The organism is Caulobacter sp. GW821-FHT12D05 (genome assembly GCF_058807295.1).
On record NZ_JBXAQO010000003.1, the window covers coordinates 1,007,312 to 1,022,531 of the forward strand.

16 protein-coding genes and 1 tRNA gene are annotated in these 15,220 nt (G+C 67.8%); 11 read left to right on the top strand and 6 right to left on the bottom strand.

The window, feature by feature from the left end; genetic code table 11:
- Nucleotides 1–52 precede the first annotated feature (52 nt).
- From AC1RRR_RS17635 to AC1RRR_RS17675, 9 genes are all read left to right on the top strand, one after another.
- Nucleotides 53–2,935, top strand: a complete 2,883-nt coding sequence (locus tag AC1RRR_RS17635; protein WP_492815113.1) for a bifunctional [glutamine synthetase] adenylyltransferase/[glutamine synthetase]-adenylyl-L-tyrosine phosphorylase — start codon at nucleotides 53–55, stop codon at nucleotides 2,933–2,935.
- A gap of 77 nt (nucleotides 2,936–3,012) precedes the next feature.
- Nucleotides 3,013–3,417 (top strand): EF-hand domain-containing protein, encoded by a 405-nt coding sequence (locus tag AC1RRR_RS17640; RefSeq protein WP_492815115.1) that lies wholly within the window; start codon nucleotides 3,013–3,015, stop codon nucleotides 3,415–3,417.
- Between the two features lie 26 nt (nucleotides 3,418–3,443).
- Nucleotides 3,444–4,004, top strand: a complete 561-nt coding sequence (locus tag AC1RRR_RS17645; protein WP_492815117.1) for an RNA polymerase sigma factor — start codon at nucleotides 3,444–3,446, stop codon at nucleotides 4,002–4,004.
- Nucleotides 4,005–4,017: 13 nt separating this feature from the next.
- Complete coding sequence (locus tag AC1RRR_RS17650; RefSeq protein WP_492815119.1) at nucleotides 4,018–4,464, top strand: hypothetical protein; 447 nt, start codon at nucleotides 4,018–4,020, stop codon at nucleotides 4,462–4,464.
- A complete protein-coding gene (locus AC1RRR_RS17655) occupies nucleotides 4,461–5,075 on the top strand; it encodes a periplasmic heavy metal sensor (protein WP_492815121.1) in 615 nt (204 codons plus the stop codon). The genes AC1RRR_RS17650 and AC1RRR_RS17655 overlap by 4 nt, the downstream gene beginning before the upstream one ends.
- Before the next feature lie 65 nt (nucleotides 5,076–5,140).
- Complete coding sequence (gene msrP, locus AC1RRR_RS17660) at nucleotides 5,141–6,058, top strand: protein-methionine-sulfoxide reductase catalytic subunit MsrP (protein ID WP_492815123.1); 918 nt, start codon at nucleotides 5,141–5,143, stop codon at nucleotides 6,056–6,058.
- The gene (msrQ, locus tag AC1RRR_RS17665) at nucleotides 6,058–6,678 is read left to right on the top strand and encodes a protein-methionine-sulfoxide reductase heme-binding subunit MsrQ (RefSeq protein WP_492815125.1); all 621 of its coding nucleotides are present in this window, start codon (nucleotides 6,058–6,060) and stop codon (nucleotides 6,676–6,678) included. The genes msrP and msrQ overlap by 1 nt, the downstream gene beginning before the upstream one ends.
- A gap of 172 nt (nucleotides 6,679–6,850) precedes the next feature.
- Nucleotides 6,851–7,603, top strand: a complete 753-nt coding sequence (gene radC, locus AC1RRR_RS17670) for a RadC family protein (RefSeq protein WP_492815127.1) — start codon at nucleotides 6,851–6,853, stop codon at nucleotides 7,601–7,603.
- A 105-nt stretch (nucleotides 7,604–7,708) separates the two neighbouring features.
- Nucleotides 7,709–8,953, top strand: coding sequence for a dipeptidase (locus AC1RRR_RS17675; RefSeq protein ID WP_492815129.1), 1,245 nt, complete (start codon nucleotides 7,709–7,711; stop codon nucleotides 8,951–8,953).
- A 141-nt stretch (nucleotides 8,954–9,094) separates the two neighbouring features.
- On the opposite strand, the gene map is transcribed toward AC1RRR_RS17675, so the two are convergent.
- The 3 genes from map to sfsA form a co-directional block, all read right to left on the bottom strand.
- Nucleotides 9,095–9,925 carry a type I methionyl aminopeptidase gene (gene map, locus AC1RRR_RS17680; protein ID WP_492815130.1) on the bottom strand — a complete coding sequence of 277 codons (831 nt, stop codon included), beginning with the start codon at nucleotides 9,923–9,925 and terminating at the stop codon, nucleotides 9,095–9,097.
- Between the two features lie 103 nt (nucleotides 9,926–10,028).
- Entirely contained in the window at nucleotides 10,029–10,421 is a 393-nt protein-coding gene (locus tag AC1RRR_RS17685; RefSeq protein ID WP_492815132.1) for a hypothetical protein, read from the bottom strand.
- 424 nt (nucleotides 10,422–10,845) lie between these two features.
- A complete protein-coding gene (gene sfsA, locus AC1RRR_RS17690; protein WP_492815134.1) occupies nucleotides 10,846–11,547 on the bottom strand; it encodes a DNA/RNA nuclease SfsA in 702 nt (233 codons plus the stop codon).
- A gap of 52 nt (nucleotides 11,548–11,599) precedes the next feature.
- Here sfsA and AC1RRR_RS17695 point away from each other — a divergent pair, with 52 nt between their 5' ends.
- Nucleotides 11,600–12,364 carry a competence/damage-inducible protein A gene (locus AC1RRR_RS17695; protein WP_492815135.1) on the top strand — a complete coding sequence of 255 codons (765 nt, stop codon included), beginning with the start codon at nucleotides 11,600–11,602 and terminating at the stop codon, nucleotides 12,362–12,364.
- A gap of 3 nt (nucleotides 12,365–12,367) precedes the next feature.
- Here AC1RRR_RS17695 and AC1RRR_RS17700 read toward each other — a convergent pair whose 3' ends face one another.
- The 3 genes from AC1RRR_RS17700 to AC1RRR_RS17710 all read right to left on the bottom strand — a co-directional run bounded on the left by AC1RRR_RS17700 (nucleotide 12,368) and on the right by AC1RRR_RS17710 (nucleotide 13,540).
- Nucleotides 12,368–12,766 (bottom strand): helix-turn-helix domain-containing protein, encoded by a 399-nt coding sequence (locus AC1RRR_RS17700; protein WP_492815137.1) that lies wholly within the window; start codon nucleotides 12,764–12,766, stop codon nucleotides 12,368–12,370.
- 202 nt (nucleotides 12,767–12,968) lie between these two features.
- Nucleotides 12,969–13,053, bottom strand: a tRNA-Leu gene (locus AC1RRR_RS17705).
- 67 nt (nucleotides 13,054–13,120) lie between these two features.
- Entirely contained in the window at nucleotides 13,121–13,540 is a 420-nt protein-coding gene (locus AC1RRR_RS17710; RefSeq protein WP_492815139.1) for a hypothetical protein, read from the bottom strand.
- 346 nt (nucleotides 13,541–13,886) lie between these two features.
- On the opposite strand from AC1RRR_RS17710, the gene AC1RRR_RS17715 reads away from it, so the two are divergent.
- On the top strand, nucleotides 13,887–15,164 hold the full coding sequence (locus tag AC1RRR_RS17715; RefSeq protein ID WP_492815140.1) for a Xaa-Pro dipeptidase: 1,278 nt from the start codon (nucleotides 13,887–13,889) through the stop codon (nucleotides 15,162–15,164).
- Nucleotides 15,165–15,220 lie beyond the last annotated feature (56 nt).

The following is a 15,220-nucleotide window of genomic DNA, read 5'->3' on the forward strand; positions in this document are numbered from 1 at the left end:
CCACGTCAACCGGAGTCTTGTCCGTGAACGCGACGCGGGTCACGTTGCCCGCATGACAAAGCTCGCTACTCGCCTCGTCCCCTGCGGCCCGATCCTCGACGCCAAGGCCGCCGAACGGGCGCATGAGGCGATCGCCAAGCGAGCGGGCGAGGCCATGGCCGGCGTCGACGCCGCCTGGGCCGCCCTGGCCCCGGTCTTCGCCGCCTCGCCGTACCTGGCCAGCCTCGCCCGCAAGGACGGCCAGCGCTTGCCCAGGATCCTGGGCGGCGATCCCGGCGAAAACTTGACCATGATCCTGGCCGCCGCCGAGGCCGTCGCCGCCGAGCCGGACTTCGAGACCGCCCGACGGGTGTTGCGCGAGCTGAAGGCCGACCTGCATCTGCTCACCGCCCTGTGCGACCTGGGCGGCGTCTGGGACCTGGACCAGGTGACCGGCGCCCTGACCCGCTTCGCCGACGCCACCCTGCGCGCCGCTCTGGTTCAGGCCGTGCGGCAGGAGGTCGATCGCGGCGCGCTCACGCACGTGGGGGCGGGCGAGGACGGTCCCGCGCCGGGCCTGTTCTGCATCGCCATGGGCAAGCACGGCGCGTTCGAGCTGAACTATTCCAGCGACATCGATTTCTCGATCTTCTACGCGCCCGAGAAGTTGCAGGTCGCCGAGGGCGTCGAGCCCCAGGCCGTGGCGGTGCGCATCGCCAACCATCTGGGCCGGGTGCTGCAGGAGCGCACCGCCGACGGCTATGTCTTCCGCATCGACCTGCGCCTGCGTCCTGACCCGTCCTCGACGCCACCGGCCATGCCGGTCGATGCGGCCATGGACTACTATGAGAGCGTTGGCCAGAACTGGGAGCGCGCGGCGCACATCAAGGCCCGGATCGCGGCCGGCGACCTTGCCCAGGGCCAGGCGTTCCTGGCCGAGCTGCAGCCCTTCATCTGGCGCAAGAACCTGGATTTCGCGGCCATCGCCGACATCCACTCGATCAAGCGCCAGATCCACACCTACAAGGTCGACGACCGCCTGACCGCCAAGGGCGCGGACCTGAAACTGGGCCGGGGCGGGATCCGCGAGATCGAGTTCTTCGTCCAGACCCAACAGCTGATCCTGGGCGGCCGCCAGCCCGACCTGCGCAGCCCGCGCACCCTGGACGCCATGAAGGCCCTGGCCGCCGCCGGCCACGTGACCGAGGAAGACGCCGCCTGGCTGACCGACGCCTATCGTGACCTGCGGGCGCTGGAGCACCGCGCCCAGATGATCGCCGACGACCAGACCCACAAGCTTCCGGAGTCCGACGCCGACCGCAAGAAGGTCGCCGCCCTGTGGGGCCAGGACAATCTGCGCAGCTTCGACGCGGCCGTCGGCAAGATCCTGAAAGGCGTCAACGCCCGCTACGGTCGCCTGTTCGCGGGCGAGGAGGAGCTGTCCTCCCGCTTCGGCAGCCTGGTCTTCACCGGCGTCGAGGACGATCCCGAGACCCTGGCGACCCTCAAGCGGATGGGCTTCTCGTCGCCCGAGCGCGTGGCCGCCACGATCCGCGGCTGGCACCACGGCCACATCGCCGCCACCCGCACCGAGCGGGGCCGCGAGCTCTTCACCCGCCTGGCGCCGCGCCTGTTGGACGCGGCCAACGCCACCGGCGCGCCGGACCAGGCCTTCAACCGCTTCGCCGACTTCTTCGCCAGCTTGAGCTCGGGCGTGCAGATCCAGTCGCTGTTCCTGGCCCAGCCGCGCCTGTTCGAGCTGATCGTCGAGGTCATGGCCTTCGCCCCGCGCCTGGCCGCGACCATGGCCAAGCGGCCCACGGCCCTGGACGCCCTGCTGGACCCCAGCTTCTTCGGTCCGATCGAGACGCCGGCCGTCGCGCCGTGGGATCCGGCCGACTTCGAGGGCGCGATGGACGCCGCCCGGCGGCTGTTCCGCGATCAGAGCTTCCGCATCGGCGTGCGGGTCATGAGCGGCAGCGCCGACGCCCGCGACATCGGCCGCGCCTTCGCCGAGTTGGGCGACCTGATCATCAGCGGCCTGGCCCCGGCGGCCCTGGCCGAGACCGAACGCCTGGGCGGCGCCTTCCCCGGCGAGGTCGCGGTGGTGGCTTTGGGAAAAGCCGGCTCGCGCGAGATGACCGCCAAGTCGGATCTCGACCTGATGACGCTATACGCGTCCGACGACCCGGCCGGCATGTCCGAGATCAAGGCCTGGGGCGCGGAGACCTTTTACGCCCGCTTCACCCAGCGGATGACCTCGGCCCTGTCGGCGCCGACGGCGGAGGGGACGCTGTACGAGGTCGATCTCAAGCTCCGCCCCTCGGGCACCAAGGGACCGGTGGCGGTCAGCTTCGGGGCCTTCGGGGACTATTACGAGCGCGAGGCCGAGACCTGGGAGCTGCTGGCCCTGACCCGCGCGCGGGTGGTGTGGGCCAGCAGCCCTGAGTTCAAGGTCCGCGCCGAGGGGGCGATCGAGGCGGCCCTGCGCCGGCCGCGTGAGTGGAAGAAGACCGCCGCCGACGTCATCGACATGCGCGAGCTGATGGAGCGGGAGCGCCCCGGCAAGGGCGACTGGGACCTGAAGCTGGAGCCCGGCGGCCTGGTCGACATCGAGTTCGCCGCCCAGTTCCTGCAACTGGCCCACGCGGCCAAGGGTGGCCCCCTGCGCCAGAACACCGGCGAGGCCTTGGCGGCCCTGCGCGAGGCGGGTCTGGCTGATGAGGGGGCGCTGTCGCGGCTGGAGACGGCGTGGCGGCTGGAGCAGGACCTGTCCCAGCTGATCAAGGTCGCCCTCGAGGACGGCCTGGACGTCGAAGCCGAGCCCAAGGCATTCAAGGCGCTGCTGGCCAAGGCAGGGCACGTGAGCCAGTTCAAGTCGCTGAAACCCAAGCTGGCCAAGGCGAAGACCGAGGCGCGGGCGGCCTATGAGGCGATCGTGAAAGCGGCGGGATAAATCTCGCGACGGAATCCGCCGACCTGCGCGTTCATCACTCCATGGGACGGCTTCCACCCTCGGAGACCTGAAGACCGATGATCGTACGCACCCTGATCGCCGCCGCCGTGCTCGCCGTCGCGGCGCCGGCTTTGGCGCAAACCGCTGCTCCCCAGGGCATGACCCTGCAGCAGTTCCAGGCCTCGAACGGCGACAAGCTGTTCGCGCGGCTGGACACCAACAAGGACGGCAAGATCTCGCCCGACGAGTTCGCCGCCTTCCGCAAGGACAACCCCGAGGTCGACGCCAAGGCTGCGAAGGCCGGCAAGCGTGGCCAGCGGGTGTTCGCCCGTTTCGACAAGGACAAGGACGGCTTCCTGTCGCGGGCCGAGGCCGACGACGTGCTGGCCTGGCGCTTCAAGCGGATGGATACCAACAACGACGGCATCCTGACGCTGGAAGAGTTGCAGGCCAAGAAGGGCAAGGCCAAGGTCGGGGTCTGATGACGACGTGCGCGGCGGGTTGAAGCTTGGCGTCCGACGGGAACGATCCCGACGAAACCTTGCTGTCGGGGGTGGGACGGGGCGACCCGACCGCCGTGCGACAGCTATTGGACCGACGCCTGCCGCGCATTCTGGCTCTGGCCCGGCGCATGCTGAACGACGCCGGCGAGGCCGAGGACGTGGCCCAGGAGACCTTCCTGCGGGCCTGGAAGCAGGCGCGGTCGTGGACGCCGGGTCAGGCCAAGTTCGACACCTGGCTGCACCGCGTGGCCCTGAACCTCTGCTACGACCGCCTGCGCCGCCGGCGCGAGGTGGTCACCGATACGCCGCCCGAGCAGGTCGACACCGGACCGGCGCCGGACGCCGGCCTGATCCGGGCCGACCTCTCCAAGCGCGTCGAGGCGGCCCTGGCGGCTCTACCGGCGCGCCAGCGCGAGGCGATCGTGCTTTGCCATCACCAGGGCTTGGGCAATATCGAAGCGGCGCAGTTGATGGAGATCAGCGTCGAGGCGCTGGAGAGCCTGCTGGGCCGGGGGCGTCGCGCGCTCAAGGCGTCGCTGGCGGATCTGCAGGGGGCGGGCGGATGAAGGAGACGGGCTCATGATGTCGCTCGAACGGTTCGAAGACCTGGCCGAGATCTATGGCGGCGAGATCGCCCGCTGGCCGGAAGGCGAGCGTGAGGCCGCGCGCGCCCTGCTGGCCGCCAACCCTGAACGCCTGTCGCCGGTGCTTGCCGGCGCCGCGCAGCTGGACCGCCTGCTGGACTTGGCGCCGGCCCAGAGCGTCGACGCCGCTCTGCTGGGCCGCCTGATCGCAGCCGCGCCGCAAGCGCCCAATACCGCACGCCGCTGGATCGCCGGTCTGGGCGCGGCGCTTGGCCTGTCGGCCGCCGCCTTCGCCGGGGTGCTGGTCGGGGTGTCGCTGGCCGGTCAGGCCCAGCCGCAGGCCGTCGCTCCGGTGATCACCGCCCGCGCCGACAGTCCCATCACCGCCGTCGATGTCTCCACCGACCTGCAGGACGCCCTCGAGGAGGCTTCCGAGCTATGAGCCTGTCGCGCCCGCTGCTGATCGGCCTGATCGCCTCGGCGGCCCTCAATGTGTTCCTGATCGGCGGCGTGGCCGGGGCGGTCTATGTGCGGATGTCCGCTCCGCCGCCCGCACCACAACCGGCGCCGCAGCCGATCTACATTCCGCCGTCCGTCGCCCAAGTCCCGCAGCCGAGTGATCCGGTCGCGCCAACCCGTCCCGCCAAGCCTGCGACCACCACCCCGCCGCCAATCGCGCCCGTGGCGCAGGACGCCGAGCGCCAGGCCCGCCCGCCGCTATGGACCGCCGGCGACCGTCTCTCGCCCGAGAGCCGCCGCGCCCTGCGCCAGGCCCTGCACGCCGCCAACCTGAAGAACAAGCCGATCACCCGTCAGGCCCGCGCCGAGCGGCAGGCGGCCCTGGACGCCCTGGCCTCGCCGGGCTTCGACGCGGGCGAGGTCTCGCGCCGCCTGACCACGGCCCGCACCCTGGACGTCCAGGCGCGCGGCAATGTCGAGGCCGCGTTGGCCGCCTATGCCGCCACCCTGTCGCCGCAGGAGCGGACGGTGCTGGCCCAGGGCCTGTCGCGCATCTACGCCCCGCGCCGGGCTTTGCGTCAGGGCCAGGAATAATCGTCGGCGGACGTAACCAAACGCCGCGCCCCGTCGTATCAGTCAGCGTAGCCCCGGAGCGTCCCATGCTGATCCGCCAAGCGCCTGACCTGACCGACAACGACGTCACCGACCACGGCCTCTATCTCAAGCGCCGCACGCTGATGGCCGGGCTCGCGGGCGCGGGGCTGTTCGCTGCGGCCGGCGAGGCCCAGGCGGGCCTGACCTTCACCAAGGGCTTCTCGACCTCGGAAAAGGCGACCTCGAAAGAGGACATCACCACCTACAACAACTTCTATGAGTTCGGCGTCGACAAGGGCGATCCGGCCGAGAACTCGGGCAAGTTCAAGCCGCGCCCCTGGACGGTGCGCATCGACGGCGCCTGCGAGGCCCCACGAACGGTCGGCATCGAGGACCTGATCGGCAAGAACAAGCTGGAAGAGCGCATCTATCGCATGCGCTGCGTCGAGGGCTGGTCGATGATCATCCCGTGGGTGGGCTTTCCGCTCAAGGACCTGATCGCCTCGGTCAAGCCGACCTCCAACGCCAAGTACGTGGCCTTCGAGACGGTGATGCGGCCCTCGGAAATGCCGGGCCAGGGCTGGAACACGCTGGACTGGCCCTATCGCGAAGGCCTGCGCATGGATGAGGCCATGCACCCGCTGACCCTGATGGCCGTGGGCCTGTATGGCGACGTGCTGCCCAACCAGAACGGTGCGCCGATGCGGCTGGTCGTGCCGTGGAAATATGGCTTCAAGGGGATCAAGTCGATCGTCCGGATCAGCCTGGTGGAGAAGCAGCCGGTCACCTCGTGGAACAAGCTGGCGGCCCGCGAGTACGGCTTCTTCGCCAACGTCAATCCGGCCGTCGACCACCCCCGCTGGTCGCAGGCCAGCGAACGCCGCATCGGCGAGTTCCGCCGCCGCGAGACCCTGCCGTTCAACGGCTATGGCGAGTGGGTCGGCGACCTCTATCGCGGCATGGACCTGAAGCGGTTCTACTGATGGCCTCTGCGAAGAAGCGCCCCTCCAAGACGCGCGACAACATCGTCTACGCCCTGGTCTGGGCGGCCTGTTTCGCGCCGATCGTCTGGCTGGCCTGGAAGGGCTTCAACGGCGACCTGGGCGCCAACCCGATCGAGAAGTTGATCCGCCAGCTGGGCGTTTGGGGCCTGCGGCTGCTGCTGGTGGGCCTGGCCATCACGCCGGCGGCGCGGATCCTGAAGATGCCGAGGCTGGTGCGCTTCCGGCGGACCATCGGCCTGTTCGCCTTCAGCTACATCCTGCTGCACCTGGCCAGCTATATCGGCGTCGACCTGTTCTTCGACTGGGGCCAGCTGTGGAAGGACATCCTCAAGCGGCCCTTCATCACGCTGGGCATGCTGGGCTTTGTCCTGCTGATCCCGCTGGCGGTGACCTCGACCAACGGCTGGGTGATCCGCATGGGTCGCGCGGCCTGGAGCCGGCTGCACAAGCTGATCTACCTGATCGTGCCGCTGGGGGTCGTGCACTACTACCTGCTGGTCAAGGCCGACCACCGGCCGCCGCTGGTGTATGGCGCGGTGTTCGTGCTGCTGATGGGCTGGCGGGTCTGGGAGGCCAGGAGATCCAGATCCTCCCCCTAGCGGGGGAGGTGGCGCGAAGCGCCGGAGGGGGAAGTGCTGCTGAGCCTGCCTCTTCCCCCTCCGTCGCCTCTTCGAGTCGACACCTCCCCCGCTAGGGGGAGGATCTACGTAAGCGGCCTCTAGACAACCATGAGGCGATAACGCCTACTGCTCGCCTAAGGTCGAGGGCGGCATGGTCAGCGTCAAATCCCTGGGTGTCTCCGACGCCGAGCTGTTTCCGACGGCTCCGGCCGAGGTCAAGAAGCGCTCGGCCCACGCCCATCATGCCGGCCACCGCGACCGCCTGCGCCAGCGGGCCAAGGTCGGGGGCTTCGTGGCCCTGCCGGACTATGAGCTGCTGGAACTCTATCTCTTCCGCACCTTCCCGCGCGGCGACGTCAAGCCGATCGCCAAGGCGCTGCTGACCCGCTTCGGCTCGCTGGGCGCGGTGCTGGGGGCGACGATCGAGGAGCTGGCCACGGTGCCGGGCGTCGGCGAGACGGCGGCCATGGACATCAAGCTGCTGCACGAGGCCACCTTGCGGGCCGGCCGCGACAAGATCGTCAAGCGGCCGGTGATCAGCTCGTGGAGCGCCTTGCTGGGCTATGTCCGGGTGGCCCTGGCCAACGAGTCGCGCGAGCAGTTCCGGGTGCTGTTCCTGGACAAGAAGAACCAGCTGATCGCCGACGAGGTGATGAACCGCGGCACGGTCGACCACGCGCCCGTCTATCCGCGCGAGGTGATGCGGCGGGCGCTGGAGCTGTCGTCCAGCAACATCATCATCCTGCACAACCACCCGTCGGGCGACCCCACGCCGTCGCGCCCGGATATCGAGATGACCAAGCAGATCGTCGAGGCCGGCAAGGCGCTGAAGATCGCCGTCCACGACCACCTGGTGGTCGGCCGCGAGGGCGTGGCCAGCTTCAAGGCGCTGGGTCTGATGTAGATCGGATCAGGACGAGAATTTTCTTATCAGGACGCCCGACGTCGGCTTGACGCCCCGCATTGAAACCTTGAGCGTCGCGGCCTTGGTTTCGTCCGGAGTCTGCTCATGCGTCGCCTGCTTACCGTTTTGCTCGGATCGGCCGCCCTGCTGGCGGGCACGGCCCACGCCGCTGAAAAGAAGCCCCCCGAGAAGCCCGGTGAAGTCACCAAGGCGATCAAGGCGCTGCACGACAGCTTCCTGGTCCTGGACACCCACCTGGACACGCCCGAGCACTTCTCGCGCCACGGCTGGTCGATGCTGGACGAGCACGGCGTGGCCAAGGACGGCAGCCAGGTCGACTTGCCACGCATGAAGGCCGGCGGCCTGGATGGCGGCTTCTACGTGATCTACACCGGCCAGGGCGACCTGACCGCCGAGGGTTATCGCAAGGCCCGCGACTTCGCCCTGAACCGCGCGACCGAGATCCGCGAGATGGTCGCCGCCCACCCCGACCAGTTCGAGCTGGCCTATACCGCCGAGGACGCCGCGCGGATCAACAAGGCCGGCAAGAGCTTCGTCTTCCAGAGCATCGAGAACTCCTGGCCGATCGGCGAGGACCTGACCCTGCTCCAGACCTTCTACGCCACCGGCGTGCGCATGGCCGGGCCGGTCCACTTCCGCAACAACCAGTTCGCCGACAGCTCGACCGACCCCAAGGGCAAGATCTGGAACGGCTATTCGCCGCTGGGCCTGCGCTGGCTGGCCGAGGCCAACCGTCTGGGCATCCTGGTCGATGTCAGCCACGCCAGCGACGATATCGTCGACCAGTCGGTGGCCCTGTCCAAGGCGCCGATCATCGCCTCGCACTCGGGCGCCAAGGCGATCTTCGACCACCCGCGCAATCTGGACGACGGCCGCATCAAGAAGATCGCCGACAGCGGCGGCGCGATCTGCATCAACTCGGTCTATCTGCGCGCCAGCGCCGACAGCCCCGAGCGCAAGGCGGCCCTGGAAGCTATCGGCCGCCCGCCGCGCGACGAGGCCAGCCAGGCCGACGTCGTGGCGTGGATGGCCAAGAAGGTGGCGGTCGACAAGCAGTACCCGCCGGTGCGAGCCAACTTCGAGACCTTCATGGCCAGCATGCTGCACACCCTGAAGATCGCCGGCCCCAAGGGCGTCTGCGTCGGCGCCGACTGGGACGGCGGCGGCGGTGTGGAAGGCTTCGAGGACGTGGCCGACCTGCCGAAGATCACCGCGCGGCTCAAGGCCGAGGGTTATTCGGACGCCGACATCCAGGCGATCTGGAGCGGCAACGTGCTGCGCCTGATCGCCGGCGCGCAGGCCTACGCCAAGAGCGTGGCGGGGAAGTAGAGGGGGCGGAGGTCCCAGATCCTCCCCCTAGCGGGGGAGGTGTCGGCGAAGCCGACGGAGGGGGAAGAAGCCGGATAGCCCGCTGTTCCCCCTCCGGCCTTCGGCCGCCTCCCCCACGGGGGGAGGGTTCACTCGTCCAGATCAGCCGCCCAGGATCGCCGGTTGGAACAGCCCGGTCGGCGAGGCGGTGAAGACCTCGTAGCCGTCTTCCGTCACCCCGATCGAGTGCTCGCACTGGGCCGACAGCGACTTGTCGCGGGTCACGGCGGTCCAGCCGTCGTTCAGCACCTTCACCGCCGGCTTGCCCAGGTTCACCATCGGCTCGACGGTGAAGAACATGCCGGCCTTGAGCACCGCGCCCTGGCCCGGACGGCCAAAGTGCAGGATGTTCGGGGCGTCGTGGAACACGCGGCCCAGACCGTGGCCGCAGAAGTCGCGGACGACGCTGCAGCGCTGGGCCTCGACATAGCTCTGGATGGCGTGGCCGATGTCACCCAGCGTGGCGCCCGGCTTCACGGCCTCGAGGCCGCGCTTCATGCCTTCATAGGTGATCTCGACCAGGCGACGGGCGCGCGGGCCGACTTCGCCGACGCCGTACATGCGCGAGGTGTCGCCGTGCCAGCCGTCAACGATGGCGGTGACGTCGATATTGACGATGTCGCCTTCCTTCAGGTTCCAGTCGCCGGGAATGCCGTGGCAGACGACGTGGTTGCGCGAGATGCAGACCGTCTTGGGATAGCCGCGATAGTACAGGCAGGCGGGCAGGGCGCCGTGGTCCAGGATGAACTCGCGGGCCAGGGTGTCCAGGTGGTCGGACGAGACGCCCGGCTGCACGTGCGGGATCAGCATGTCCAGGCATTCGGCGGCCAGCTTGCCGGCCTTGCGCATGCCTTCGAAGTCCTCGGCCTTGTGGATCTTGATCTGACCCGTGCGGGTCTCGGCTTCGATCTCGAGGGTGTTGTCCAAGGTCATGCTCTACTCGGGCGGTCGCCGCCGCGACGGGCGGCGATCAATCTGGAAGGGGCGTATCTGCTGATCCTAGCACGGATTTCAAGCCCTTGCCCGTTCTGAACGCTTACTGGGTGGGGTTGATGCGTCGCACCGTGTCGGTCGCCGGACGGATTTCCTTGATGAAGCTGGCGTCCAGGCTGGTGGGCTTGTCGCGGCGCACATGGCAGACGCCCTTGTAGCGCGTGACCCGACCGGTCTCCTTCTCGGTCACGTCGGCGGTGAAGCTGACGTCCCATTCGCCCGGCTTGCCGGCCGGGGAGGGCTTCATGTCGTTGGAGGTGACGCTGCCGATCTCCTTGAGCCCGAAGCGGTCCTCCAGCTTGCCGGTGCAGGCCTTGAACGCGAACACGGCCCGCAGGCCGGTCATGAAGCCGTTCTCGGGCTTGCCGGGATCGGTCCGGCCGCAGCCGGACAGGGCGAGCGCCAGAACGGTGAGCGCCAAAGCGGTCTTCCTCATGCGATCCCCTCAGTTCGCGTGCGGGCGAATGGGTAACCGAAGCCGCGACGATTGCAGCTTAAATCGCTGTTAGGTGGAAGGCCCGCCCGTTGCCGGGCGGGCCAGGGATTATTGCAGCCGCGTGTGCCCGGGTGGGACACGCTTGACCTTGATTGGTTTCCAAGTTCGAAGGTTGGCTCGCGTAACTTGGTGGAACCGGTCAATTGCGTATTCGGGGCTGAGCGCCTCAATGTAGCGAATGACTTTTTGCGGATGGTTTCGCTTATGGTTGGGGAATACCCCCGTGACTTTGTACGTATCTTTCATTTTAGTTTACCAAAAAAAATCTCGAATAGCGCGAGATGTTCGCGAATGAAGTGAGATCTATTCCTCAATCATCTATTCTAGTGATATCAATTCGGTGTTCAATTTACAAAAATAAATCTCAACGCGCCCAGCTGATCCGCCGCGCGATCCGCACAGTCTCTGTGCTCATCGCGCACGCATAGACGAGCACCTCAACACCAGCGTCCGCCGCCGCGTCCAAACCCGCCGCGAACTTCGGGTCCAGGTCGGCGCAGGCCTGGAAGGTCTCGCAGTCCTCGCGCTGGACGACGAACAGCGCCACGGCGCGGTCGCCTTGCGCGACCTGGGCGGCGAGGTCGCTGAGGTGGCGGGTCGAGCGGTCGGCCTTGCAGTCGGGGAACTCGGCCAGGCCCGGCGTGCGGGAAAAGTGCACGTTCTTGACCTCGAGCCAGCAGGGCGGGCGATCCGGATGGGTCAGCAGGAAGTCGACGCGGCTGGCCTCGGCGTATTTCACCTCGGGCTTGATGGTCGCGTAGCCGGCGAGTTCGGGGATCAGGTCCTGCGCCAGGGCCTCGGCGACCAGCTTGTTGGGCAGCAGGGTGTTGATGCCGACCAGGGCGTTGCCCTGTTCCACGCATTGCAGGGTCCAGGCCAGCTTGCGCTTGGGATCGTCCGACCACGACACCCAGGCGCCCTGGCCGGCATCCTTGACGCCCAGCATCGCGCCGGGATTGGGGCAGTGGGCGGTGATCGCCCGGCCGTCGTCCAGGATCAGGTCGGCGAAGAACCGCTTGTAGCGGCTGACCAGGCGGCCATGAACGAGCGGTTGCGGGAGCAGCATGCGGAGCCTAAGTCGGAGGCGTAAGACGCAAGCGACATAAGGGATCGAAGCGATGACGACCAGCGAGCGCGTGACGGCTGCGGTGATGATCATCGGCGACGAGATCCTGTCGGGCCGGACCCAGGACGTGAACCTGTCGGCCATCGCCAAGTACCTGGCGACCTATGGCGTCGACCTGTGCGAGGCGCGCGTGGTGCCCGACATCGAGGAAGAGATCGTCGACGCGGTCAACGCCCTGCGCACGCGCTACGACTACGTCATCACCACGGGGGGCATCGGCCCGACCCACGACGACATCACCGCCGACTCGATCGCCAAGGCCTTTGGCGTGACGGCCCCCGAGCATCCCGAGATCATGGCCATGCTGCGCGAGCGCTGGGGTGAGCCCAACGCCGCCCGCCGTCGCATGGCGCACGTGCCCGAAGGCGGCAGCCTGGTGAAGAATCCGGTGCAGGGGCCGCCCGGCTTCCAGAAGGACAATGTCTTCGTCCTGGCGGGCGTGCCGGCGATCATGCGCGGCATGCTGGAGGACGTGGGTCCGCGCCTGCGCACCGGCGCGGTGGTGCTGAGCAAGACGGTGCGGGTCACCGGCACGGGCGAGGGCACGATCGCCGCGCCGCTGGAAGCGGTGGCCAAGGCCCATCCGGACATGTCGTTGGGCAGCTATCCGTTCTTCAGCCCGCCGGACGTCTATGGCGCCAACCTGGTGCTGCGCGGCCGCGACGCCGCCGAGCTGGACGCGGCGGCAGCCGAGCTGATTACCGCCCTGACCGAGGCGGGCGCCAGCAACATCGAGCTGCTGGCGGACCCGACCTAGATCCTACTCTTCGCCGGCCACAGCCCGGGCCAGGTCGACCAGATGCTTGCGCATGCCGCCCGACTTGATGGCGGTGAAGGCGCGGGCCAGCTCAGGGGCGCCGGGCAGCGACCAGAAGTCGGCCATTTCGTTGGCCAGGTCGGCGGCGGTGGTGTCGGCGCCTTCCGGATCGTCCAGGCCCTCGAAGAAGAAGCCGATTGGCGTCTTCAGGAACATGGCGGTGGCCTGCAGCTTGCTGGCGCTGATGCGGTTGGAGCCGCCTTCGTACTTCTGCACCTGCTGGAAGGTCAGGCCCAGCGCATCAGCCAGGGCCTGCTGGGAGTAACCCAGATCCTTGCGTCGCATGCGCAGGCGACGGCCCACGTGGATGTCGACGGGATCGGGGGTCTTGTCTTCAGCCATGATCACTTACTCGAACGCGACGGAGGGGGAGGTAGCTCATCGAGCCGTCGCGCGCGAACGATCGTCCTGCGTGACGCGGGCGCGATCCTGGCGGGAGTCGAGGTCTGGAGAAACGTTTATTCCTGGACGGAATGTTTATTCCCGAATGGCGGGAATCGTGGCCGCGCTTGCGCCCAAGGGTAGATCGTCGGGTTCCGGGCCTTGGTAGGGACGGTGGGACTCGAACCCACACGGATTGCTCCAACGGATTTTAAGTCCGGCGCGTCTACCGATTCCGCCACGTCCCCGTCACCTCGACCCCATAAGCCATCGATCGGCCGGGGTCGAGGCGGGTGTGGCGGCGCAAGCCGCGCGCTAGCGGCCGGTGCGGGCCTGGCGGTCCAGGGCGCGGGCCTGTTCGTCGGTGACTTCGGCGTCGCCGTTGCCGCCGATCGTGGCCGAAACGTTGGTCGCCGCCTCGCCGGCCGCGACCGCGCCCGAGCGACGCGCAGCGCCGTTCTGCAGCCAGTCGATATAGAGCAGGCGGTCGGCCGAGGTCATGGCGACGTCGAAGTTGCGGCTGCGCCAACCTTGCTCCATCCCGACGCCTTCACCTTCGACAGCCAGGGTCTGGTAGTAGCCCTTGGCCGTTTCGAGGCGGCCGGTGCGTTGATAGCCGGTGGCCAGGTTGAAGCGGTTCGGAATGGTCGGGGCCGCGGCCACGACGCGCTTCTGCAGGTTGGTGGCGATCCAGTTGTTGTCCGCCGCGAACTCGTACTGAGCCTGGTCGGACAAGGCTTGGGGGCTAGATTGCGCCAGGGCGGAAGAAGCGGCGCCAATCGAGAGCGTGCCGATTGCGGCCGAAATGAGAACAGCTTTGCTATTCGTCATGGCTAAGTCTCCGTAGATTGATGTTTCGGGGAGGTGAAACGGTCAAGTTGTTCAAGCGGAACTGGAGAGTTAGCGAAGTTCTTCTGTGTCGGTTCCTCGACGATTTTACAATTTATGCGGCAAAGCTTGTATTGATCGCTTTATCGCCAGCTTGGCTGGGCGGGTCGCGGTAGGTCCGCACTAGGCCTCGACGCCTTCCACTGCCGTGATAGCGTCGCCGTGCTCAAATTTGGACGGGGACGGAACGCTTATGGGTAAGGGGATGAAAGCCGCCGTGGCGGCCGCGGTGTTGCTGGCGGCCGGCGCGGCGCATGCCGCAGACGTGGAGGCGGTCAGCGCCGCCCGCCTGCTGGACGTGGCGACCGGCAAATATGTCGACAATCCGCTGGTGATCGTCACCGACGGCCGCATCACCAGCATCGGCAAGAAGGGCGACGCCACGCCGGCCGGGGCCAAGCTCGTCGACCTGCCGGGCGCGACCTTGCTGCCGGGCCTGATCGACATGCACACCCACATCGACGGCCTGGCCGAGATCGGCGGCTACAACAGTCTGGAATACAGCGACCGCTTCTGGAGCGTGGTCCAGGTGGCCAATGCCAAGAAGACGCTAGAGGCGGGCTTCACCACCATCCGCAATGTCGGCTCGGCCGACTTCGACGACGTGGGCCTGCGCGAGGCGATCGACGCCGGCTACGTGATCGGGCCCCGCATCGTCACGGCGACCTTCGCGATCGGCGCGACCGGCGGCCACTGCGACTCGACCTTCTTCCCGCCGTCGATGGACGAGAAGAGCCCCTACAACATCGACAGCCCCGATGAGGCGCGGAAGGTCGTCCGGACGTTGAAGAAGTACGGCGCCCAGGTGATCAAGATCTGCGCGACGGGCGGCGTCTTCTCGCGCGGCGACGAGCCGGGCCAGCAGCAGCTGACGCAGGAAGAGATGCACGCCGTGGCCGACGAGGCCCACATGGCCGGCCTGAAGGTCGCCGCCCACGCCCACGGGGCCAGCGGCATAAAGGAGGCCATCAAGGCCGGCATCGACACCATCGAGCACGTCAGCCTGGTCGACGACGAGGGCATCAAGCTGGCGATCCAGCACGGGACCTACTTCTCGATGGACATCTACAACACCGACTACACCCAGGCCGAGGGCAAGAAGAACGGCGTGCTGGAGGACAACCTGCGCAAGGACCGCGACATCGGCGAGATCCAGCGCCAGAACTTCAAGAAGGCGCTGAAGGCCGGGGTGAAGATGATCTACGGCACCGACGCCGGGGTCTATCCGCACGGCGACAACGCCAAGCAGTTCGCGGTGATGGTGCGCTACGGCGCGACGCCCTTGCAGGCGATCCAGGCCGCGACGCTCACCGCCGCCGAGGCCCTGGGCCAGACCAAGGATGTCGGCCAGGTCGCCGTCGGGCGCTTTGGCGACATCATCGCGGTGTCGGGCGATCCGCTGGCCGACGTGACGGTGCTGGAAAAGCCGGTGTTCGTGATGAAGGGCGGGGCCGTTATCAAACAGCCCTAGCCTCGACTATCGGAGCGCGAGCGCCTAAGTGCAGCGCTCCGAAAATCACAGGACCT